Source organism: Streptomyces sp. B21-105 (genome assembly GCF_036898465.1).
In the GTDB taxonomy this organism is placed as follows: domain Bacteria; phylum Actinomycetota; class Actinomycetes; order Streptomycetales; family Streptomycetaceae; genus Streptomyces.
This window is the reverse complement of the sequence record NZ_JARUMJ010000001.1, coordinates 1,991,657-2,013,235: the sequence shown is the minus strand read 5'-3', so window position 1 is coordinate 2,013,235 and position 21,579 is coordinate 1,991,657. Positions and strand designations below refer to the sequence as shown.

General features: G+C 70.9%; 20 protein-coding genes and 6 tRNA genes. 16 read left to right on the top strand and 10 right to left on the bottom strand.

Annotation, left to right across the window (positions count from 1 at the left end; all coding sequences use genetic code 11):
* Positions 1-34 precede the first annotated feature (34 nt).
* On the top strand, positions 35-853 hold the full coding sequence (locus QA802_RS09020; RefSeq protein WP_334519736.1) for a TrmH family RNA methyltransferase: 819 nt from the start codon (positions 35-37) through the stop codon (positions 851-853).
* A 194-nt stretch (positions 854-1,047) separates the two neighbouring features.
* Here QA802_RS09020 and QA802_RS09015 read toward each other — a convergent pair whose 3' ends face one another.
* Positions 1,048-2,418: a serine/threonine-protein kinase gene (locus QA802_RS09015; RefSeq protein ID WP_443042266.1), complete on the bottom strand. Its 1,371-nt coding sequence runs from the start codon at positions 2,416-2,418 to the stop codon at positions 1,048-1,050.
* A 589-nt stretch (positions 2,419-3,007) separates the two neighbouring features.
* Here QA802_RS09015 and QA802_RS09010 point away from each other — a divergent pair.
* The 3 genes from QA802_RS09010 to QA802_RS09000 all read left to right on the top strand — a co-directional run bounded on the left by QA802_RS09010 (position 3,008) and on the right by QA802_RS09000 (position 4,840).
* On the top strand, positions 3,008-3,202 hold the full coding sequence (locus QA802_RS09010; RefSeq protein ID WP_057580393.1) for a hypothetical protein: 195 nt from the start codon (positions 3,008-3,010) through the stop codon (positions 3,200-3,202).
* 328 nt (positions 3,203-3,530) lie between these two features.
* Entirely contained in the window at positions 3,531-4,466 is a 936-nt protein-coding gene (locus QA802_RS09005; RefSeq protein ID WP_334519732.1) for a phosphotransferase family protein, read from the top strand.
* 80 nt (positions 4,467-4,546) lie between these two features.
* Entirely contained in the window at positions 4,547-4,840 is a 294-nt protein-coding gene (locus QA802_RS09000; protein ID WP_319166093.1) for a TFIIB-type zinc ribbon-containing protein, read from the top strand.
* Between the two features lie 54 nt (positions 4,841-4,894).
* Here QA802_RS09000 and QA802_RS08995 read toward each other — a convergent pair.
* The 5 genes from QA802_RS08995 to QA802_RS08975 form a co-directional block, all read right to left on the bottom strand.
* Positions 4,895-4,966: transfer RNA gene (locus tag QA802_RS08995), tRNA-Val, on the bottom strand.
* A 33-nt stretch (positions 4,967-4,999) separates the two neighbouring features.
* Positions 5,000-5,071 (bottom strand) — tRNA-Val (locus tag QA802_RS08990).
* Positions 5,072-5,097: 26 nt separating this feature from the next.
* A tRNA-Val gene (locus tag QA802_RS08985) sits at positions 5,098-5,169 on the bottom strand.
* A 1-nt stretch (position 5,170) separates the two neighbouring features.
* Positions 5,171-5,244 (bottom strand) — tRNA-Cys (locus tag QA802_RS08980).
* 38 nt (positions 5,245-5,282) lie between these two features.
* Positions 5,283-5,355: transfer RNA gene (locus QA802_RS08975), tRNA-Gly, on the bottom strand.
* Positions 5,356-5,546: 191 nt separating this feature from the next.
* On the opposite strand from QA802_RS08975, the gene QA802_RS08970 reads away from it, so the two are divergent.
* The 3 genes from QA802_RS08970 (at position 5,547) to QA802_RS08960 (ending at position 8,366) form a co-directional block, all read left to right on the top strand.
* Positions 5,547-6,635 (top strand): chorismate-binding protein, encoded by a 1,089-nt coding sequence (locus QA802_RS08970; RefSeq protein ID WP_334519727.1) that lies wholly within the window; start codon positions 5,547-5,549, stop codon positions 6,633-6,635.
* Entirely contained in the window at positions 6,632-7,453 is an 822-nt protein-coding gene (locus QA802_RS08965) for an aminotransferase class IV (protein ID WP_334519724.1), read from the top strand. The genes QA802_RS08970 and QA802_RS08965 overlap by 4 nt, the downstream gene beginning before the upstream one ends.
* A gap of 88 nt (positions 7,454-7,541) precedes the next feature.
* Complete coding sequence (locus tag QA802_RS08960; RefSeq protein ID WP_334519721.1) at positions 7,542-8,366, top strand: GNAT family N-acetyltransferase; 825 nt, start codon at positions 7,542-7,544, stop codon at positions 8,364-8,366.
* Positions 8,367-8,597: 231 nt separating this feature from the next.
* On the opposite strand, the gene QA802_RS08955 is transcribed toward QA802_RS08960, so the two are convergent.
* Positions 8,598-9,167 carry a DsbA family protein gene (locus tag QA802_RS08955; protein WP_334519718.1) on the bottom strand — a complete coding sequence of 190 codons (570 nt, stop codon included), beginning with the start codon at positions 9,165-9,167 and terminating at the stop codon, positions 8,598-8,600.
* A 294-nt stretch (positions 9,168-9,461) separates the two neighbouring features.
* Here QA802_RS08955 and QA802_RS08950 point away from each other — a divergent pair, with 294 nt between their 5' ends.
* Positions 9,462-9,908, top strand: a complete 447-nt coding sequence (locus tag QA802_RS08950) for a hypothetical protein (protein WP_334519715.1) — start codon at positions 9,462-9,464, stop codon at positions 9,906-9,908.
* A 28-nt stretch (positions 9,909-9,936) separates the two neighbouring features.
* On the opposite strand, the gene QA802_RS08945 is transcribed toward QA802_RS08950, so the two are convergent.
* Positions 9,937-11,133: an RNA-guided endonuclease InsQ/TnpB family protein gene (locus QA802_RS08945; RefSeq protein ID WP_334519712.1), complete on the bottom strand. Its 1,197-nt coding sequence runs from the start codon at positions 11,131-11,133 to the stop codon at positions 9,937-9,939.
* 378 nt (positions 11,134-11,511) lie between these two features.
* On the opposite strand from QA802_RS08945, the gene QA802_RS08940 reads away from it, so the two are divergent.
* The gene (locus QA802_RS08940; RefSeq protein WP_173877776.1) at positions 11,512-11,664 is read left to right on the top strand and encodes a hypothetical protein; all 153 of its coding nucleotides are present in this window, start codon (positions 11,512-11,514) and stop codon (positions 11,662-11,664) included.
* Positions 11,665-11,746: 82 nt separating this feature from the next.
* On the opposite strand, the gene QA802_RS08935 is transcribed toward QA802_RS08940, so the two are convergent.
* Together QA802_RS08935 and QA802_RS08930 are read right to left on the bottom strand one after the other, a co-directional pair.
* On the bottom strand, positions 11,747-12,307 hold the full coding sequence (locus QA802_RS08935) for a CGNR zinc finger domain-containing protein (RefSeq protein WP_334519709.1): 561 nt from the start codon (positions 12,305-12,307) through the stop codon (positions 11,747-11,749).
* 355 nt (positions 12,308-12,662) lie between these two features.
* Positions 12,663-13,076 (bottom strand): SsgA family sporulation/cell division regulator, encoded by a 414-nt coding sequence (locus QA802_RS08930; protein ID WP_004002642.1) that lies wholly within the window; start codon positions 13,074-13,076, stop codon positions 12,663-12,665.
* Positions 13,077-13,267: 191 nt separating this feature from the next.
* On the opposite strand from QA802_RS08930, the gene QA802_RS08925 reads away from it, so the two are divergent.
* The 7 genes from QA802_RS08925 to QA802_RS08895 all read left to right on the top strand — a co-directional run bounded on the left by QA802_RS08925 (position 13,268) and on the right by QA802_RS08895 (position 21,517).
* The gene (locus tag QA802_RS08925; RefSeq protein WP_334519706.1) at positions 13,268-13,729 is read left to right on the top strand and encodes a TIGR02611 family protein; all 462 of its coding nucleotides are present in this window, start codon (positions 13,268-13,270) and stop codon (positions 13,727-13,729) included.
* 132 nt (positions 13,730-13,861) lie between these two features.
* Positions 13,862-13,933, top strand: a tRNA-Val gene (locus QA802_RS08920).
* A 935-nt stretch (positions 13,934-14,868) separates the two neighbouring features.
* On the top strand, positions 14,869-16,161 hold the full coding sequence (locus QA802_RS08915) for an ABC transporter substrate-binding protein (protein WP_319166085.1): 1,293 nt from the start codon (positions 14,869-14,871) through the stop codon (positions 16,159-16,161).
* Positions 16,162-16,175: 14 nt separating this feature from the next.
* The gene (locus tag QA802_RS08910) at positions 16,176-17,132 is read left to right on the top strand and encodes a carbohydrate ABC transporter permease (RefSeq protein WP_334519703.1); all 957 of its coding nucleotides are present in this window, start codon (positions 16,176-16,178) and stop codon (positions 17,130-17,132) included.
* Positions 17,129-18,004: a carbohydrate ABC transporter permease gene (locus QA802_RS08905; protein WP_334519700.1), complete on the top strand. Its 876-nt coding sequence runs from the start codon at positions 17,129-17,131 to the stop codon at positions 18,002-18,004. The genes QA802_RS08910 and QA802_RS08905 overlap by 4 nt, the downstream gene beginning before the upstream one ends.
* A gap of 10 nt (positions 18,005-18,014) precedes the next feature.
* The gene (locus QA802_RS08900; protein WP_334519697.1) at positions 18,015-18,614 is read left to right on the top strand and encodes a hypothetical protein; all 600 of its coding nucleotides are present in this window, start codon (positions 18,015-18,017) and stop codon (positions 18,612-18,614) included.
* Between the two features lie 161 nt (positions 18,615-18,775).
* Positions 18,776-21,517, top strand: coding sequence for an exo-rhamnogalacturonan lyase family protein (locus QA802_RS08895; protein ID WP_334519695.1), 2,742 nt, complete (start codon positions 18,776-18,778; stop codon positions 21,515-21,517).
* The last annotated feature ends 62 nt before the right edge of the window (positions 21,518-21,579 follow it).

The following is a 21,579-nucleotide window of genomic DNA, read 5'->3' as shown; positions in this document are numbered from 1 at the left end:
GGCAGCACACCCAGGACAAGGCAGTATCACCCCTGTGGCCGATCTCATCACCGTGGAAGATCCCGACGACCCGCGCCTGCGCGACTACACGGGCCTGACCGACGTCGAGCTGCGCCGCAGACGCGAGCCCGCCGAGGGCCTGTTCATCGCCGAGGGCGAGAAGGTCATCCGACGTGCCAAGGTCGCCGGCTACGAGATGCGCTCGATGCTGCTCTCGGCCAAGTGGATAGACGTCATGCGCGACGTCATCGACGAGCTCCCGGCACCGGTCTACGCCGTCAGCCCCGACCTCGCCGAGCAGGTCACCGGCTACCACGTCCACCGGGGGGCACTGGCCTCGATGCAGCGCCGGCCGCTGCCCACGGCGGCCGACCTGCTCCACACCGCCCGGCGGGTGGTCGTCATGGAGTCGGTCAACGACCACACCAACATCGGCGCGATCTTCCGCTCGGCCGCCGCCCTCGGGATGGACGCCGTGCTGCTCTCACCGGACTGCGCGGACCCCCTCTACCGCCGCAGCGTGAAGGTCTCGATGGGGGCGGTCTTCTCCGTCCCGTACGCCCGTCTGGACACCTGGCCCAAGGGCCTGGACTCGGTCCGCGAAGCCGGTTTCACCCTGCTCGCCCTCACCCCGGACGAGAAGGCCCGCAGCCTCGACGAGGCCGCCCCGCACCGGATGGACCGCGTGGCCCTCATGCTCGGCGCGGAGGGCGACGGCCTCTCCACCCAGGCACTCGTCGCCGCCGACGAATGGGTCCGGATCCCGATGTCCCATGGCGTCGACTCGCTCAACGTGGGCGCGGCGGCGGCGGTCGCCTTCTACGCGGTGGCGACGGGCCGCCCGCGGACGTGACCTTCGGGCCCGCCCCGCCGTCCGTCGACCGCAGCTGGATCGGCGCGCACGGCAGGGTGGTGCCGAGCACCGGGACCGTTCGGTGCCCACGGTGAGGTGACCTTCGCCGTGACCTGCCTGCCGTACCGGCGGTCGGCCGCGCACCCGCGGGGCGCGGCCCGTCGACCGGCCGCCGCCCGGGCGGCCCCGCCCGGTCAACCGGCCGTCGTGCCGCCCGCGCCCGGCGCCGACGGCAGGTGCGGCTGCCCGTGCCGGACGGCGCCGTCGCCCACGCCGAGCCCGCTTGCCGGTCCCTCACAACCCTGGACGAGGGCGATGCCCAGCGCCACGAACAGCGTCACCACCACGAACACGAACAACCGCTGACGCAGCAGCCGCGGATTGGCGGGCCGCAGTCTGCCGCCCGTCGTCCTCGGTCCGGGACGCCCGGCGCCGCTGCGGGGCCCCGGCCGACTGCCGCTGCCGCGCCGGGTGTTGCGGGTGCCGGGAGCAGGCCGGGCCCCAGACCGCGACGAAGCGCCGCCGCCCCCGCGGGACGGGTTCGTGCTCCGTGCCGGCGCACCGCCCCGCGCGGGGGCCGGACCGCGCGAGGACGGCGCCCCGCCGCGCGGCGGGGGAGTGCCGGGCCCGCCCGGATAACGCAGCGTGCGCTCCGGACGGCCGGGGTCCGCCAGCCGTCCCGTGGGCCGGTCCGCCTCGGCCGCCCGCGGCGCCGGAGGCCGAGCGTCCGCCAGTCCATGGGCCTCCCGGGCGGCGATCTCCTTCAGCCTCAGGGAGAGTTCGAGCGTGCTGGGCCGCTCCTCGGGGTCCTTCGCCAGGCAGGCCCGCACCAACGGGGCCAGCGCGTCCGGCACGCCGTGCAGGTGCGGCTCCTCGTGCACCACGCGGTACAGCATCACTTCCGAACTGCCCTGCCCGAAGGGCGAGTCGGACGTCGAGGCGTAGGCGAGCGTGGCGCCGAGCGAGAACACGTCGGTGGCCGGCGTGACCAGCGCCCCGCGCACCTGCTCCGGTGCGAGGAACCCGGGGGAGCCGACCGCCGTGCCGACGTGCGTGAGCGTGGACGCGCCCGTTGCCCACGCGATGCCGAAGTCGATGATCCGCGGGCCCTTGGGGGAGAGCAGGATGTTGGAGGGCTTCAGGTCCCGGTGCACGACCCCTGCCTCGTGGACGGCGACGAGCCCCTCCGACAGCGCGGCCCCGATGGAGGCGAGCTCGGCGGCGCCGAGCGGCCCCTCGTCGTTCACCTTGTCGTGCAGGGAGGGGCCGGGCACGTACTGGGTGGCGAACCACGGTCGGTCGGCGTCCAGATCCGCCGCGACCAGCCGCGCCGTACAGCCGCCGCGGATCCGCCGGGCGGCCGACACCTCGCGTGCGAACCGTGAGCGGAACTCCTGGTCCTCCGCCAGATCGGGCCGGATCACCTTCAGCGCGACCCGCTGCCCCTTCTTGTCGGAGCCCAGGTAGACGACGCCCATCCCGCCTGCGCCGAGCCGCCGGTGGAGCCGGAACGAGCCGACGACGCGCGGGTCCTCGCGCCTCAGGCGCATCATCGCCATGTTCATCCCCGCTGCCCGGTCCGTCTGACGTGGCACAGCTTACGTTTACGCGGCGGCTGACGCGCAGAGGCCGCGCCCTCTCGTTCCGATGGATTGTCAGTGCCGGGTGGAAGAATTGAAGCGTTGTCAGGGAGCCCGGGAGAAGCCGCACTTATCCGACCCCGCCTACCCAACCACCGCTCCCGGAAGGGGGATTGAACCCATGAAGGGTGACTGGCCGCACACGGTCCCGGCCGCCGGCGACGCTGCCCGCAACGATGGCGTGAGGGCGGGCGGAGCGGGCCGCTCGGTCCTGGCCGCGGTACCGGGCGAGGCTCCGGAAGTGAGCGAAGTCACGACAGCGCTCGGGGAAAGCGGCCCGGACCGGGCGCCCCCTCGGGGAAGACCCCGAGACGTAGGACCTTCTCTCCACCCAGGGGAGTACTCGGCAGGCGACGGCTCATCCTCCGGGAGGCCCGCCAATCGGTACGAGGGCATGACGACCGCAGCCCGCCGCCCGCCTAAGTTTGAGGTCAAGCGGCGGGTGCAGCACTCGTCCCCCGAGGTCAGACACCCGCCGCTGCCAACGACAACTGATCAGGTCAGGAGAGGGACCATGGCCCTTACGGCACCGCGGACGACGATCCGCACACCGGGACGCGGTACGCGCCCCCGCCGCACGGGCCGCCGTCACCCCTTGGTGGCGACGCTGATGGCCCTTCCCCTGGCGGTCCTGCTCCTCGTCGTCTTCGACGGCTGGGAGACGGTGGCCACACAGGCGTCGTCCGTGGGAGTGATGCTGGGGCGCTGAGCGGCGACCCCAGGCCCGGAAGAGCGGTCCGGGCGGGGACATCCACCCATGAAACCCCGTGGGGACGGGGGTGCGGCGGACGGCAAAAGATGCAGGCGCAGCTGGGGAGCTGCGCCTGCATTGTTTTACCCCCGCGTACATCGCTCTCCCCACCCCGAAGCCCCGAAGCCCCGAAGCCCCGAAGCCCCGAAGCCCCGAAGCCATGGGGCCATGGGCCCCGGAAGCCCTGGGGCCATAAAGCCCCGAAGCCTCGAGGCCCCGACGTCCGACGGCACCTCTGCGTACCCTCGCGAGGAGACCGACCCGCTCGTCGCCGTCCAGGAGCCACGTGACCCCGCATCCCCTGCTTGCCGAGCTCACCCGCCGGACCGCGGCCCGGGCGCACGCGGCGGCCGTGACCTGCCCGTGCGGCGCGGCCACCCTCGCCGACCGCCCCGACGCCACCGTCGTCCGGCACGCCGCCACCGTCGCCAAGGCGCACGCGCCGGACACCGACCCGACCGGGCTGGCGCCCCGCCTCGCCGCGGCAGCCGCCCTGCCCGACGTCCTCCTGCCACCGCTCGCCCTCGCCCCGATGCTGCTCCACGGACGCCTGGTGACGTTCTGGCCGTACGGCGCCCCGGTGGACCCGGACGATCCCGACGCGGCGCCCTGGGAGGCGGCGGGAGCCCTGCTCGCCGAGCTGCACCGCACTCCGGTGCCGGCCGGCCTGCCCGCGATGCGCGGCCCCGTCAAGGCCGCCCGGGCAGTGGCGCTGCTGCGTGCCGCCGGCGGGCACCCCGCCCTCGCCCCCGTGCTCCGCGCCTGGCGCGCGCTCCCGGCCTGGGCCCGCGCCGAGGCTCCCATGCCCGGTGCCGGCGCTCTCTGCCACGGCGACCTCCACCTCGGCCAGCTCGTGCGCAGTCCCGCCCCGGACGGCCCGTGGCGGCTCATCGACGTCGACGATCTCGGCGTCGGCGTCCCGGCCTGGGACCTCGCCCGGCCCGCCGTTTGGTTCGCCTGCGGACTGCTCCCACCCGACGAGTGGACCCGCTTCCTCACCGCCTACCGAGCGTCGTCCGGCCCCGCCGTGCCGGACGACGGCGATCCCTGGCCGGTGCTCGACGTGCCGGCCCGCGCACTCACCGTACAGAGCGCCGCACGGGCCGTCACCAAGGCGGTCGCGGCCGGCCGGCCGCTCGACGAGGTCGAGCAGTGCCTGGTCGACGCCTGCGCGCGCATGGGATCCCTCCCCTCGCAGGTCGCGGCGGACTTCGCGAAGTAGGGTGCAACCGACCGCAGCCGGACAGTGTCTGTCCTGGCGGTAGGCGAAACAGCACCGACCGGCGAGGAGTTGAGCCGAACATGCAGTGCCCGAAGTGTCACGCTCAGATGCACACGTACAACCGCAACGGCGTCCAGATCGAACAGTGCAGCAACTGCCGCGGGATCTTCCTCGACTACGGCGAGCTGGAGGCGCTGACCCGGGTGGAGTCCCAGTGGTCCCAGCCTGCGCCGCCGCCCCCGGGCGCCCCGCAGGCGTACCCGGCCGCGCCGGCCGCTCCCGCGTGGGGCGCCCCGCACGGCGGCGGCCACGGCGGTCACTACGGAGGCCACCGCCGCCACAAGAGCTTCGGCCACATGCTGTTCTCCAGCTGAACCGGCGCACGGAAGAGCCCCCGACCGCGAAGGCGGCCGGGGGCTCTCGGCGTGTGGACGATACTGGGATTGAACCAGTGACCTCTTCCGTGTCAGGGAAGCGCTCTCCCGCTGAGCTAATCGTCCTCAGGAACACGACCCGGGGATCGTGACACTGCGTGCGCGATACTGGGATTGAACCAGTGACCTCTTCCGTGTCAGGGAAGCGCTCTCCCGCTGAGCTAATCGCGCGGGTACGGATCGTCGTGCAGATCCAGTGGACGATACTGGGATTGAACCAGTGACCTCTTCCGTGTCAGGGAAGCGCTCTCCCGCTGAGCTAATCGTCCTTGGAGGTGGAGACGGGATTTGAACCCGTGTAGACGGCTTTGCAGGCCGTTGCCTCGCCTCTCGGCCACTCCACCAGGAGTGTAGGGGGCCGGGAAGACCCCTTCTTCCTTCGAGCGGACGACGAGGCTCGAACTCGCGACCTCAACCTTGGCAAGGTTGCGCTCTACCAACTGAGCTACGTCCGCTTGTCGTTTCGTTCCGCTCTCGCGGCCCGGCGACGAGTTGAACTCTAGCGGATTCCCGGGCCAGTACAAAAACGCGTTTGTGCAGCGTGCTGCGCTGCGCTCACGCGCGCACCAGGTCAGTGCCCCCGGAGGTCGTGACCTGCGGAACACGCGAGGACGGTCCCCGGGGGCGCCCGCCTACACTCGACCATGTGCTCGACCTCCCTCCGCTCGCCCGTTTCGGCAGCCGCCTCGCCACCGGTCTCCTCGATGTGACCAGCGATCCCGCCGCCCTCGACGGCACCGGGTTCTGGGCCGTCTGCGCGGACTTCGAGGGCCGTCTGGTCTGCGCGCGCTTCGCCGAGGTGCGCGAGGAGCCGGTGCCCGCCCCCGTGCCGGGGGCCTGGCGAGGGCCCGCGCCCGGTGACTGGACGTCCTCCCTCGACCGCGCCGCGTACACGGCGGGAGTGCGCCGGATCCGGGAGCACATCGCGGCCGGCGAGGTGTACCAGGCCAACCTCTGCCGTGTGCTGACCGCGCCCGTCGCCCCCGACGCCGACGTGGACGCGCTGACCGCCCTGCTGGCCCGGGGCAACCCCGCACCCTACGCAGGAACGATTCGTCTGCCCGCGCACGGCGTCGAGACGGCCACCGCGTCACCCGAACTCTTCCTGCGCCGCGCCGGCCGGATCGTCGAGTCCGGCCCCATCAAGGGCACCGGCCGCACCGAGGCGGACCTCCTCCCCAAGGACTACGCCGAGAACGTGATGATCGTGGACCTCGTCCGCAACGACCTGGGACGGGTCTGCGCCACCGGCACCGTGACGGTCCCGGACCTGTGCGCCGTCGAGAAGCATCCCGGTCTGGCCCATCTCGTCTCCACGGTCCGCGGCGAGCTGTGCGCGGGGGCCGGCTGGCCCGAGCTGCTGGACGGAGCCTTCCCGCCGGGCTCGGTCACCGGCGCCCCCAAGTCCAGCGCGCTGGGGATCATCGACGCGCTGGAGACGTCGCCGCGCGGCCCGTACTGCGGCGGCATCGGCTGGGTCGACGCCGACCGGGGCACGGGCGAGCTGGCCGTCGGCATCCGCACCTTCTGGATCGACCGGACCGCCGACGGCCCGGCCGTACTGTGCTTCGGCACCGGCGCGGGCATCACCTGGGGCTCCGACCCGGACGCCGAGTGGGAGGAAACCGAACTGAAGGCGTCCCGGCTGCTCGCGGTAGCGTCGGGAGCGTACGAGGTCACGGGAGCGATCGAGGCCGAGAGAGCCGAGAGAGCCGAGAGAGAGGGACCCACGTGAAGATCTGGCTCGACGGCGGGCTGCAGGACGCCGAGACCGCCCGCGTCTCCGTCTTCGACCACGGACTGACCGTGGGCGACGGCGTCTTCGAGACGGTGAAGGCGGTGCACGGGGAGACCTTCGCGCTCACCCGGCACCTCGATCGGCTGACCCGCTCCGCACGCGGCCTCGGCCTGCCCGACCCCGACCAGGACGAGATCCGCCGCGCCTGCGCCGCCGTCCTCGCAGCCGGTCCGATGCCGCTCGGCAGGCTGCGCATCACCTACACCGGCGGCCACGGCCCCCTGGGCTCCGACCGCGGAGACCAGGGCCCCACTCTCGTCGTCGCGCTCGGCGGGACGACCCGGCGCGCCGACTCCACGGCCGTCGTCACCGTTCCCTGGACCCGTAACGAACGCGGGGCGCTCAGCGGCCTCAAGACGACCTCGTACGCCGAGAACGTGGTCGCGCTGGCCCGGGCCCACGAGCGGGACGCCACCGAGGCGCTGTTCGGCAACACGGTCGGGCAGCTCTGCGAAGGCACCGGCTCCAACGTGTTCGTCGTCCTGGACGGCGAGATCCACACCCCGCCGGTGGCCTCCGGCTGCCTCGCCGGCATCACGCGAGAGCTGACCGTCGAGTGGACCGGCGCGAAGGAGACCGACCTGCCGCTGGACGTGCTGGAGCGGGCCGACGAGGTCTTCCTCACGTCCACGCTGCGCGACGTCCAGGCCGTCCACCGGGTCGACCACCGTGAACTGCCGGGCGCGCCCGGGCCGGTGACCGCCAAGGCCATGCGGATCTTCGCCGAGCGCGCGGCGGACGACCTCGATCCGTGAGGCCCGGGCCGGACACCCGGGGCCGCGTCCGGCAGAGGCGGAAATCGAGCTGACGTCACGCTCCGTTCGTTTGGGTAGAAAGCCTCTGATGACCACGACCCTGCGGCCGACCGAGCCGCTCCAGCGCGCTGCCGACGGGGCGCTGTCGCGCCACTACCAGGTGTGCGTGAACAGCCGTCCCGTCGGAGCGGTCCACCTCTCGACGTCGCTTCCCTTCGGGCCCCGCGTCGCCGTGATCGCCGGTCTGCGCATCGAGGAACCGGACCGCGGGCGCGGCCGGGGCACGGTGGCCGCGCTGGCCGCCGAGGAGGTGGCCCGCGGCTGGGGCTGTGGGCGGATCGACATCCGCGTGCCGGCGGAGGCGTCGGCCGCGCTGCGGCTGGCGACGGCTCTCGGCTACGTCCACCGCAACCGCGGCATGGAGAAACCGCTCGGCCCCGCGCTTCCCCGGCTGCCCGAAGGCAGCCGCGGCCGGTCGATGACGGAGGCCGAGTACGACGCCTGGCAACGGCACGCCGTGGCGGACTACGCCCAGGACTGGCAGGAGCGCGGGGTGCCCGAGGAAGAGGCCCTGGCCAAGGCGCGAAACGACCACGAACGGGAACTGCCGCAGGGACGCGCGACGCCGAACATGCGGTTCAGCGTGCTGGAGCACGACGGCGTCCCGGTGGGCAGGCTCTGGCTGGCGTCGGTCGGCGACAAGGCGTACGTCTTCGACGTCGAGACCGAGCAGGCCTTCCGCGGCCGGGGCCACGGCCGCTCCCTGATGCTGCTGGCCGAGACGCAGGCGGCCGAGGCGGGCAAGCACGTCCTCGGCCTCAACGTCTTCGCCGGCAACACTCCGGCGGAGCGGCTGTACGAATCGCTCGGATACGTGCCGGTGGGCTACTCGATGTACAAGGCTCTGATGTGAACCGGCCCTCGTCTGGACCGGCCCTCGTCTGGGCCGGCCCGCGGACGACCGGCTGGTTCAGGCCGTCCGGCCGGCCGATCGGCGATGGGCCCGGCTGAGCGGGTCCCGTCGGGCGTCGGGCGTCGCGTGTCGCGTATCGGGCGTCAGGCGTCCGGACGGTGGGGCGACCGGCTGATCAGCCCCCGGGCGCGTCAGGCGTGGGGACTGCCGGGCGAGGGCGGGGACCGGGCCTCACACCTGCTCGGCCAGCAACCGGTCGGCGATCTCCTCGATGCGTGCGCGCAGCCCGTCCTGGCTCTTGCCGCCGTCGAGGCGCTCGCCGCCGATGACGTATGTCGGGGTTCCGGTGATGCCGATCGCCTTGCCCTCGGCCTGGTCGGCGTCCACGATCAGGATGTGCCGGCCGTCGATCAGGGCGGTGTCGAACTCCTCCGCGTCCAGCCCCAGTTCGCCCGCGATCTCGACCAGGAGGGGTTCGCCCCTACGGTCCAGCTCCGCGACCCGGGCCAGCACGGCCTCGACGTACGGCCAGCCCTGCCCCTGCTCCAGAGCCTCCTCGGCGGCCTGCGCGGCGGCGAAGGCGTGCCGGTGCTTCTCCAGAGGGAAGTGCCGCAGCCGCAGCTCCAGGCGGTCGCCGTAGCGCTCGCGCAGGGCGTGCAGGTCGTCGAGCGCGCCACGGCAGTCGGGGCACTGCAGCTCGCACCAGACGTCGAGGACGACGGTCGGCCGGGCGTCGGCCAGGGAGGAGACGGACGAGGAGGCGGAGGCCGGGGACGAGTATGCCGGTGACGAGTCGCTCATGCCGCCAGTCTCCCAGCCCCCGCCCGACCGCCCCAATCCGGAGGGCTTCCCGTTGGCTGCCGCAGTTCGCCGCTGCGGCTCGCGGCCCTGGTGCGCCGCTGCCACTGCAGCACCCACAGCGGCAGCCGGCGGCAGGCGTATGCGGCACCTGCGGAGGAGTCGACCCGGAGATGTCCCTGATGGCATGGCCTGTGAGCGGTGCGCAGGTGCAGGATGGAGGGGACGAGGCGCAGGCCTGCCGGTTGTGCCGCCGAGTCGCCCGACCCTGCCCGCACGCCCTGCCTGGAGGACCGGATGATTGCCGAGACCGTCTGTTCCGCCGTCGCCGCGGCCGGCTTGGGCATCGCGGTGGTCACGGCCTACCGCAAGCGCTATCTCATGGCGGCCCGTATCGCCGCCTACGCCCTCGTGCCCCTCGGCCTTGTGATGACCGGCATCGTCGACTGGGTGGCCGACACCGCCTTCAGCCCCACGGCCTGGGCCGGTTTCGCCGTGCTGGGCGGGGCCTGGGCCCTCTTCGCCACGACGCGCGCCGTGGAACGCCGCCGGGGCGGCACCCGCAAGGAGCGCAGAGCTGCGGCCCGCGCCGCGCGATCCGAGGCGGTGGCGCCCGCTGCCTCGGCACTCTCCCTGGGGCAGTCCTCCCGGCCGGCCTCCCGTCCGGCGGCCGCGCCGCGAGCGAACAGCGGCTCGGACGACTTCAGCGACGTCGAAGCCATCCTGAAGAAGCACGGCATTTGACGCTCCCCTCCCTGAAGGGAGGAGATTCTTACGGCTCGCGCCGTGAGACTTCCTGTTTCATCGCCGACTGCCCGCCCGGAGTACTCCGTTGAGGTCTTACACCGGCTCCACAGGCCGACACCGCCCGTCCGGCGGCCAGCAGGTTCTTCGCCGCGTTCACGTCCCGGTCGTGGGTCGTGCCACAGCTGTCGCACGTCCACATGCGGACGTGCAGCGGCATCTTCTCCTGGAGGGCGCCGCAAGCGGAGCACAGCCTGGACGAGGGGAAGAAGCGGTCCACCGCGATCACTTCCCGCCCGTGCCAGGCGGCCTTGTACTCCAGCATGCTCCGGAACTGCGACCACGCCGCGTCGCTGACGGCGCGGGCCAGGGTCCGGTTCTTGACCATGTTGCGCACGGTCAGGTCCTCGATCACGATCGTTTGGTTCTCACGAACGAGTCGAGTGGTCAGCTTGTGCAGCCCGTCACGGCGACGGTCGGCGATACGGGCATGGATCCTGGCGACCTTGCGCGCCGCCTCGGCGCGATTCGCCGACCCCTTGGCCTTCTTCGCCAGACGACGCTGGGCCAGGGCGAGGCGGGAACGGTCCTTGCGCTCGTGCCTGGGGTTGGCGACCTTCTCGCCGGTGGAGAGCGTCAGGAGGTGATCGAGGCCGACGTCCACGCCGACGGCGGCATCGCTCACGGGCAGCGGCTTGAGCGTCGGGTCGTCGCACAGCATCGAGACGTGCCAGCGCCCGGCTGCGTCCTGGGAGACGGTCACCGTGGACGGCTCGGCGCCCTGCGGGAGCGGCCGGGACCACACGACGTCGAGCGGCTCACGCATCTTGGCGAGCGTCAGTTCGCCGTCGCGGAAGCGGAAACCGCTGGTGGTGTACTCGGCGGACTTGCGGGACTTCTTCTTCGACTTGAAGCGCGGGTACTTCGCCCGCTTGCCGAAGAAGTGGGTGAACGCGGCTTGCAGATGGCGCAGGCATTGCTGGAGCGGCACGGAAGAGACCTCGTTGAGGAACGCCAGTTCCTCGGTCTTCTTCCACGCCGTCAGCATGGCCGACGTCTGGTTGTAGTTCACCCGCTCCTGCCGCGTCCATGCCTGTGTGCGGGCGGCGAGGGCCATGTTGTAGACCTTGCGGACACAGCCGAACGTGCGCGACAGCTCTGCCGCCTGCTCGTCCGTGGGATAGAAGCGGTACTTGAACGCCCGCTTCACCTGCGTCGTGGTCACTCTCACAAACTAGCGTTATGCCAGGTGAAGCTCAAACCCGCTGGTCAGAGCGCGGTCTTTCGCCCAGGAGGCGAAACCCCGCATCTTGCCCTGATCCGCAGGAGTCCGTTTCCTCTCCGCCCTGAAGGACGGAGTATCCACGGAGGATCCCGATGAAGCCGGCCCGTGACCCGCGGGGCGTGCGGCACGGCAGGTGAGGGGCGGTCCCGTCGGTGCGGTGGCCGCACGGTGAAACGACACACTCGGGCCGCCCGCGCGCGGAAGTGATCACACCCTGGACACGGCCTGAAACCGACATCACGGAATCCAGCGAAGTCCCGCTCATTCCGTGCGTGTTGATCGCGCGGAAGATCCCCTCTGCGTCATGATCGCCGCGAGATGCTGGACACGACACAGAGCGACGCCGCGCCGCCGAAGGACGAGCCGCGCGGGTGCCTCTTCGCCCTTTCCCAGCCACCGCTGATGATCTTCCTTGCGGTGATCGGGTGTCTGCTGCTCATGGCTTCGCTGCATGATCTGCTGCTGCTCTGAGCCGTACCCGCGGTCCCCGGCGTCACCCGCCGGGGCCGCGTCGGCGGCAGGAATCCCTACGGTGCCCGGCGCGGGGGCGCGGTCAGCCCGCCGCCTCCTTGCGGCGCGCCCGGTAGGCGGCCACGTGCAGCCGGTTGCCGCAGGTGCGGCTGTCGCAGTACCGGCGTGACCGGTTGCGGGAGAGATCGACGAAGGCGCGTCGGCAGTCCGGGGCCTCGCAGCGTCGCAGCCGATCCTGCTCACCGGCCACCACGAAGTACGCCAGCGCCATCCCGCCGTCGGCGGCCAGGTGGTCGGCGACCGAGGCGCCGGGGGCGAAGTAGTGGACATGCCAGTCGTAGCCGTCGTGATCGGTGAGGCGGGGGGTGGTGCCCGCGGCGGCGACCAGCTCGTTGATCAGCTGCGCGGCCATGCGGGGGTCCTGTGCCGCGAAAATCCCGGCGAACCGTCCACGAACCTTGCGCACGGCGGACAGATCGAACTCGGAGAGCGTGCCGACATCGCTGAAGTCGTGCTTTCGTACGAAGTCTCCGAGCACGGCGACATCCGGCAGCCCGTCCGGGGTCGTGTCGTCCTCCGGCGCGGAGTTCACCAGATCGACCACGGCGTCGAGCGCACACCGGGTGTCGTGGGTGATCAGCACGTTTCGCTCCCTGGCCTGACGGTCGGGCGGGCGCCCGCCGATGCTGGCCGATGGTAGCCGCACCGGGGCCTCAGGCAAGGGGCGGTCGTGAGCCATATCCTCCGGGGCGGGCTCAGAGAGGGGTGGGACGGCGGGTTCCGCGGAAGCCCGGGGGAGCGGCCTCCGCTATCCGTACGGCGGGCCGCCGGGGCCGTGCCGGCGAAGCCCCCGCTCCGCCCGCATCGAGGACGCGTACACGCCGACGCCGCTCCACGGGTGCCCGTGGAGCGGCGTCGGCGCATGCTCTGTGCGATGGTCTGGCCCGAGCCGTCTCCCCGAGTGGACGGCGCCGGGCGGCTCGGTGTGAGCCCTCGCCCTAGCTCTCCGCCAGGATGTGCGAGAGCTCTTGGTCGAGATCGAAATGCCGGTGTTCCGTGCCGGGAGGCACGGCTGCGTCCGTTCGCTTCAGGAAGGACTCCAGGGCCCGCGCCGGGGCCTCGAGCAGGGCCTCGCCCTCAGGAGAGCTCAGAGCGATGCAGACGACGCCCTGACCGTGACTGCGCGACGGCCAGACGCGGACGTCGCCGGTACCCGTGGGCCGGTGCAGGCCCTCGGCGAGGAGGTCGCGGGCGAACACCCACTCGACGGTCTCCTCGGCTCCGGTGTGGAAGGTGGCGTGCACGGCGTAGGGGTCGGCCGTGTCGTACCGCAGGCCTGCGGGGACAGGCAGGGAGGACTCGCTCGACACAACGAGGCGCAGGTGCAGCTCGCAGCTGACCGTGGTGTTCATAAGCGCCAGGGCCTTTCGCTCAGTGTGCGCTCGGGGGTTCGCACGTCGGCGAAATCGACATGCCACCTACGGTGCCGTTGTAAACCCCTCTGCGTGTTTTGCGTGCCTTTACGTAACTCATCCGGCCGAGAGCGCGTTCGCGAAGTACCGCCATTCCGGTGACTGGAATCTCTCGGGTAGGGTTTGGCTGTATGAACACGGGGAGTAACGAGCCGGGTGAGGCGGTCATGGCCGCGAACGACTCGGTTCCGGAGGGCACGGTGGGCGACCAGCACGGGCAGGGGCTCGGCTCCCGGGCGCCGGAATTCGTCAAGGCGCGCCGCATGCTGCACCTGAGCTGGCAGGTCGGCGTCTTCATGCTCGGCCTCGCCGTGGTCGGCCTGGGCATCGTCATGCTTCCGCTGCCCGGACCGGGCTGGGTCGTGATCTTCGGCGGCATGGCGATCTGGGCGACCGAGTTCGTCTGGGCCCAACTGGTTCTCCGCTGGACCAAGCGCAAGGTCACCGAGGCGGCGCAGCGCGCACTCGATCCCAGGGTCCGGCGCCGCAACATCATCCTGACGTCGATCGGCCTGGTGATCATCGGCGCGCTGGTCAGCTTCTACCTGTGGAAGTTCGGTGTGACGATGCCCTGGAAGATCAAGGATCAGTGATCGGCGGCCGGTCCCGGGCGGCGAAGGCCGTGCGGTCGGCACCGGTCGGCGGCCCGCCGCGGCACCGCTGAACCACCGGTAGTCCCTGGTCACGGCCACCCCCTGACATGGGGTAATGTTCTTCCTGCGTCCGGGCGATTAGCTCAGTGGGAGAGCGCTTCGTTCACACCGAAGAGGTCACTGGTTCGAACCCAGTATCGCCCACCGGAACGTCGGCCCGTCTGCGAATCCCGCAGACGGGCCGAGGTCGTTTTCGAGGCGATCGGCGCACCGTCCGCGCGGTCTCGACGGGTGCGCTCTCCCGATCGTGAAAGCCGCAGGTCACGTGGCGAGCCGGCCGCCTTTCCGCGAGCCTTCCCCGTCGTGCCGCTTGAGCGTGCCCCTTCGCCGACGCATCTCCTACGCCTCGCGCCCGGGCCTGCCTGCTCGACTCTCGCCCCACCGGCTCCGAAGGCTGCCTGCGCCTGCCTGAGGGCAGTCGCTGCCGGACGCCCCAGTGCCGTCAGCCTCCCGCCGGGTGCCTCCCGCAGAACAACGTAGGGAGTGTTTTCTGCCGGGCGCCTCCTGCCGGGCGTCGGCTGCCCGAAAACCTCCGTCCCAGGGCCGCCCGCCCTGGGTCCCAGGGGGCGGTCCCGCGCTCGCGTGCTCTCGGCGCGCCTGACGCAGTCCGCTCGCCTCCGGTGCCTGGCGTTCGACCTTGCGTCCTGCGGCAAGGCCCTCGGCCTCCGCTCACCCAGCGTGCGCCGCGCCTCTGCCTCCCCCCGGTCCCGTCCCGTCCCATCGCTTTGAACCCGTGCCCGCCCGCGCATGCCCGCAGTCAACTCTCCTCCCGGGCAACGTCTTCCGCCCCCCACGTCTCTCATGTCCCGCTCGCGCAGCCGGATTTCGGCGGCCCGTGCAGCCGTACGCGGCTCGCCGCTGCCGTTCGGCCCCCTGAACCGACCCCTCTGACCAGCGAGTTCGCCGATTCTGTCGCGGGGGTCGATGGCCCTGCCCGCACCCGGCCGCTTGACCCGCTCACAAGAAATTCCTGTCCGAATCATTGACGCTCCCGCACGCCCCTCGTACCTTGTGCCAGCAAGCGCTTTCTTGAAACGATTCATGCAAGCGGCAACGACGCTGCGGGGAGGGGCCCGACTGTGGGAACCAGCAGGAATGTTGAGAGGCGAACGATCCTGAAGGCGGCCGGAGCCACGGCGGCCACGCTCGGGCTGGCCGCGACGACTACGGCGTGTGGGGGAGACAGCGGGACCTCCGCGGACGGCACGGTGACGATCCGTTACGCATGGTGGGGTGGCGAGCCGCGCACCATCGCCATCAAGAAGACGATCGCGCTCTTCGAGAAGAAGTACCCGAAGATCAAGATCAAGCCCGAATTCACCGACTACGAGGCGTTCTGGGAGAAGTTCCAGACCCAGGCCTCCGGCGGAAATCCGCCGGACGTTTTCCAGAACGCGGTCGGCTTTCTGCGCAAGTACGACAAGCGCGGCGTTCTGATGGACCTCAAGGCGCAGGCGGACGCGGGGAACCTGAACCTGGAGAACTTCCGCAACGGCGTTCTGGCGAACGGTCAGGTCGACGGCAAGCAGATCGGCATACCCGTCGGAGCCAACACCATGGCGCTCGTGATCGACCTCAAGGCCTTCAAGAAGGCAGGCGTCGAGGCGAAGTTCGGCTGGACCTGGAACGAGTACTTCGCCGCGCTGCAGACGATCCAGGACAAGCTGAAGATCGCCGGTGACACCGGCTACTTCAACATCATGTACCTCTACGACCTGTACCTGCGGCAGAACGGCAAGGCCTTCTTCACCGACAGCGATCTCGGGTTCACCGAGGCCGATCTGACCCAGTGGTGGGAGGACGGCTACAAGCGCGTGAAGTCCGGTCTCGTCGCCGATCCCAAGAAGATCGAGCAGGTCAAGCCGAAGTCCGGTCTCTCGGCGGGCCTGGCCGCCTCCGAGTTCACCTGGGACAACTTCTCCATCCGCTACCAGGGCGAGGGCGATTCCGACTACGGGCTCGCGCCGATCCCCACCACGGACGGCAAGAACACCGGCCAGTACCTCGGTTCGCTGATGCTGAGCGCCTTCTCCGGGACCAAGCACCCCAAGGAAGTGGCCCAGTTCATCGACTTCATGGTCCACGACCCCGAGGTCGGCAAGATCATGGGCTACGACCGCGGCATCCTCGCCACCACCGAGCAGTACGACGCCTTCAAGCCGACCGACCCCAACAACAAGGGCGTCTCGGCGTACGAGGACGAGGTCGCCAAGGCCGGCGTTCTCGGCAAGATCACCCCGCACCCGTCCGGCGCGGACGTCATCGAGGCGGCCTTCCTGCGGATCGGCGCTGAGGTCTCCCAGGGCAAGGCCAAGCCGGCCGACGCCGCGAAGGCGCTGTTCAGCGAGGCCAAGGCCGCGTTCGCGGGCTGAGGGGACGTACCACCATGACGCTCGTCAAGGAAGCGCCCGTGCGCCCGGCGAAGAAGCGGTCCGCCGCTCCTGCCGCCGGGCGGCGTGGGCGGCGCCGCGAGAACCTCGCCGGCTATCTCTTCATGTCGCCGTGGATCGCGGGGTTCCTGCTGCTCACGGCAGGGCCCATGATCGCGTCGCTCTACTACGCGTTCACCAGCTACAACCTGTTCACGCCGCCGAAGTGGGTGGGCCTGGACAACTTCACGACGATGTTCCAGGACCCACGCTGGCAGAAGTCGGTCGAGGTCACGCTCAAGTACGTCGTCGTGGCGACACCGCTGAAGCTGCTCCTCGCACTCGGGGTGGCGCTGCTGCTCGCCCAGAGGCGGCGGGGACAGGCCCTGTACCGGGCCGCTTTCTACATGCCGTCGCTCATCGGCGCGAGCGTCTCCGTGGGCTTCGTGTGGCGGGCGCTGTTCTCCGACGACGCCGTGGTGGACCGTACCCAGAAGATCTTCGGGGTCGACGTCGGCGGCTGGATCGGCAACCCGGACTACGTCCTGTACTCCCTGGTGGCGCTGAGCATCTGGCAGTTCGGCGCGCCGATGGTCATCTTCCTGGCCGGGCTCAAGCAGGTGCCGCAGGAACTGTACGAGGCCGCCGAGATGGACGGGGCCGGCCCCCTGCGGCGGTTCTGGAACATCACGCTGCCGATGATTTCCCCGGTGCTGTTCTTCAACGTGCTGCTGGAGTCCATCCACGCGTTCCAGGTGTTCGGCTCGGCGTACGTGGTCTCCGACACCCGGTGCGGACCGGCCGACGCGACCCTCGTCTACACCTGTTACCTGTACCAGAAGGGCTTCAAGGAGGCCCAGATGGGCTTCGCCTCGGCGATGGCCTGGACGCTGGTGGTGGCGGTGGCGCTCGTCACGGCCGTCCTGTTCTGGTCGCAGAAGAAGTGGGTGCACTACGAGGAGGCCGCCAAGTGACCAGTGCCACCAGTCCCGTCGTACGCACCGCGAGCGAGCGGCGGCGCGCCGGATCCCTTGCCTGGCACGTGGGCGCCCTGCTCGTGCTGGCGGTCGTCCTCTACCCGGTGATCTGGGTGCTCGGCGCCTCGTTCAAACCGAGCAAGGACATCATCGCCAGCCTCGACCTGCTGCCGACCGAGCCGGTCTGGGCCAACTTCTCCGGGCTCGCCGACGGCATCTCCGGCATCTCCATCACCAGCTTCTTCACCAACTCGCTGCTGTACGCCGTCCTGGCCGTGGTCGGCGTGGTGCTGTCCAGCTCGCTGACGGCGTACGCCCTCGCCAAGATCAGGTTCGTCGGCCGGAACGTGCTGTTCACGCTGATGATCGGCACCCTGCTGCTGCCGTACCATGTGCTGCTCATCCCGCAGTACGTGCTGTTCCGCAACCTCGGCTACATCGACACGCTCGTGCCGCTCGTCGCCGGCAAGTTCCTGGCCACGGAGGCGTTCTTCGTCTTCCTGATGGTGCAGTTCATGCGCGGGCTGCCGCGGGAGCTGGACGAGGCCGCCAAGCTCGACGGCTGCGGGCACCTGAGGACGTACTGGTCCATCGTGCTGCCGCTGAGCCGCCCCGCCCTCATCACCAGCGCCATCTTCACCTTCATCAACGCGTGGAACGACTTCATGGGGCCGTTGATCTACCTCAACACCCCCTCCAAGTACACCGTGTCGCTGGGCCTGATGATGTTCCGCGACCAGGAGGGCATCTCCAACTACGGCAGCATGATCGCGATGTCGCTGGTGGCGCTGGTGCCGGTCATCGCCTTCTTCGTGGCCTTCCAGCGCTATCTCATCGACGGAATGGCGACCTCCGGACTGAAGGGCTGAGGCGGTCACCATGGCGCAGACACGGGTGAAGGCGCGCTCCACGCGCAAGGAGTCGGTGTTCGGCGAGCGCTTCGCGGTCTTCGCCGAGTGCCTGCTCACCGGGGTGTGGATCGCCGTGGCCTGTCTCGGGGTCGTCACCTACCCCGCGGCCTTCGCGGCCGGCGCGCGGCACCTGCGTCGCCGTACGAGCCACGAGAACGGCGGCCTGCGGGAGTTCGCCGCGGACTTCCGGGCGGCCGTGCGCGGCGGGTGGGCCGTCGGGCTGGCCGGCTGGGCGGCGGCCGCCGCGGTCTGGACGGACGTCCAGGCCGTGCGGGCCGGTCTTCCCGGCGGGCCGTTCGTCGGGGCCGTCGGCATCCTCGCGCTGATCGGGCTCGCCGTGGCCCTGCTGCGGGCCGCAGCGGTCTGGACGCCGGGTTCCGCCTGGCGGGCGCTGGTCGCGGACGCCGGGCGGCGGACCGTGCTGGACCCCGCCGGGTCCTTCCTGGTCGTCTGCGGGCTCGCCGTCGTCACCCTGTCCGCCCTGTTCGTCCTGCCGCTGGCGGTCCCCGTCCTCGGGGCCGTCGCTGCAGCGGCCGTCGCCGTCGAGCAGCGGTACCGGCGCCGCTGACGGCGGTGCCCCCGCACCGCCTGGTCGGCGCCGCGGGCGCCGTACCTCCCTCGGTCATGCCCTGACCGCGTCATGCCCCGACGCCTCCTGCCCCTGACCACGCCGTACCCCTGCCACCCCATGACCCTGACCACCTTGCACGCGCACGGAAAGGAAAGGCCATGTCCCCCATCCCCCGCAGGTCCCTCCTCAAAGCGGCCGCCGTCGCCGGCGCCGCCGCGCAGTTCAGCTGGGCCCTCGGAACCAAGGACGCCGACGCCGCGCCGAGAACCGCGGCCGCGGCCGCGGACACGGATCCGGTGACCCTGGACTGGCTGGAGGACGGCGGTCTCGGCGCCGCCCCCGGCTCCACGCTCGGCGTGCCCTGGCCCATGGGTGCGTACCAGGAGGACCAGACCTTCGCGCTGACCGACGCGGCCGGCAAGGACGTCCCCGTACAGTCCTGGCCGATCGCCTACTGGCCGGACGGCTCCCTCAAGTGGACCGCGCACGCCGTGAGTTCGGGGTCGGGCAAGCTCACCCTGGCCGCCGGCGCACCGGCCGCTCCCGCCAAGAAGGTCAGCGTCGCCAAGCGCGGCGGCACCATCGACGTGTCGACGGGTGTCATCACGGCGAAGATCGGCACCTCGGGCGCCACCCTCATCAAGTCCGTCACCCGCGGCTCCACCGAGATCGCCAGGAACGGCCGCCTGGTGCTGATCCGGCAGCCCGAGATCGAGGACGAGGACCAGGGCGCCGTCAAGACCGAGCGCTTCGAGGGCGCCATCGACGGGGTGAGCGTCGAGCAGTCGGGCCCGGTCCGCGCGGTCGTCCGCATCGACGGCAAGCACCGCAAGGGCGGCCGCAGTTGGCTGCCGTTCTCCATCCGCCTCTACTTCTACGCGGGCGCCGACTCCTTCCGCATGGTGCACACCATCACCTACGACGGGAAGCAGGAGCCCGGCAAGGCGAGCGGCGACTTCATCAGGGGCCTCGGCGTCCGCTTCACCGTCCCGATGCGCGACGAGTCCTACGACCGGCACGTCCGCATCGGCGGCGAGGGCACCGGTCTGCTGCGCGAGGCGGTCAAGGGCATCACCGGACTGCGGCGCGACCCCGGCGCGGCGGTGCAGGCCGCCCAGTACGCGGGCCAGAAGCTCCCGGACCCCGCCACCTGGGACCAGCGGGTCACCACCCGCCTCCAGTACATCCCCGAGTGGGGCGACTACACCCTCTCCCAGCTGTCCGCCGACGGCTTCACCCTGCGCAAGCGCACCAAGAAGGGCCACGGCTGGATCGGCGCCGGCGGCGGCAGGCGGGCCTCCGGATTCGGGTACGTCGGCGGCGTGAGCGGCGGATTCTCCTTCGGCCTGCGGGACTTCTGGGAGAAGCACCCCGCCCAGCTCGACATCCGCGACGCCCAGACCGACGCCGCCGAGGTCACCCTCTGGCTCTGGTCGCCCGAGGCGCAGCCCATGGACCTGCGCTTCTACCACGACGGCATGGGCCAGGACACCTTCCCCGAACAGCTCGAGGGCCTCAACATCACCTACGAGGACTACGAGCCCGGCTTCGGCACCCCCTACGGCATCGCCCGCACCTCCGAACTCCTCTTCTGGGCCAACGAGTCGACGCCGACCCCCGAGAAGCTCGCCGAACAGGTCGAGGCCGTGCGGGTGCTGCCGCAGCTCGCGGCCCCGCCCAAGCAGCTCATCAAGGCCAAGGTCTTCGGGCCCGGCCTGTACTCCGAGCCGGACCGCTCCACCCCCGCCAAGGCGAAGATCGAGGACCACCTCGACTTCCTCTTCACCTACTACAAGGGCCAGGTGGAGCAGCGCCGCTGGTACGGCTTCTGGGACTACGGCGACATCATGCACACCTACGACACCGTCCGGCACCAGTGGCGGTACGACATCGGCGGCTACGCCTGGGACAACTCGGAGCTGTCGCCGGACCTCTGGCTGTGGTTCGCATACCTGCGCAGCGGCCGCGCGGACATCTTCCGCTTCGCCGAGTCGATGACCCGGCACACCGGCGAGGTCGACGTCTACCACCTCGGCAAGTGGGCGGGCCTGGGCACCCGGCACGGTGTCCAGCACTACGCCGACAGCGCCAAGCAGCAGCGCATCGCCAACACCACCTACCGCCGCTACTACTACTTCCTGACGGCGGACGAACGCGTCGGCGACCTGATGCACGCCAACGTCGACTCCGACGAGACGTTCCTCGCCCTGGACCCGCTGCGCAAGATCCGCACCGAGCCGTACACGCCCGACCGGCACGCCCTGTCCATCGGCTTCGGCACCGACTGGAGCGGTCTGGTGTCGGCGTGGCTGACCGAGTGGGAGCGCAAGGGCCCCAAGTGGGAGAAGGCCAAGGCGCGTGTGCTGTCGACCATGGAGACGATCGCCGCCCAGCCCAACGGGTTCGTCCAGGGCAGCGGCCTGTACGACCTGGACACGGGCAGGTTCGCCGTCGCCGACAAGCCCAAGGTCGAGGTCTCGCACCTGTCGGCCGTCTTCGGCCTCAACGAGTTGTGCGCCGAGCTGATCCACCTGGTCGACATGCCGAAGTTCAACGAGGCCTACTTCGACTACTGCCGCTACTTCAACGCCAGCAAGACCGAACAGGCGGCCCGCTACGGCTCCAACTTCGGCACCCTGCTGCTCTTCCAGGGCCACTCGCGTCTCGACGCCTACGCCGCCGTCCAGACCGGTGACGCGGCGCTCGCCAAGCGGGCGTGGACGAAGTTCTACAGCTCCGACGGCTACACCGAGTCCTCGCCGTGGAAGACGGAGCCGCTCAGCGGCCCCGCCACCCTGGTCGCGGGCAGCGAGGCCACCTGGGTCGCCACGAACGACACCGCGCTCTACGGCCTCGCGGCCATCGAGAACCTGGCACTGCTCGGCGACAAGATGCCGTGACGGACGCCGGCCCGTCCCGGGAGCCGTCCCGGGACGGGCCGCGCCACCAGGGCCCAGGCCGG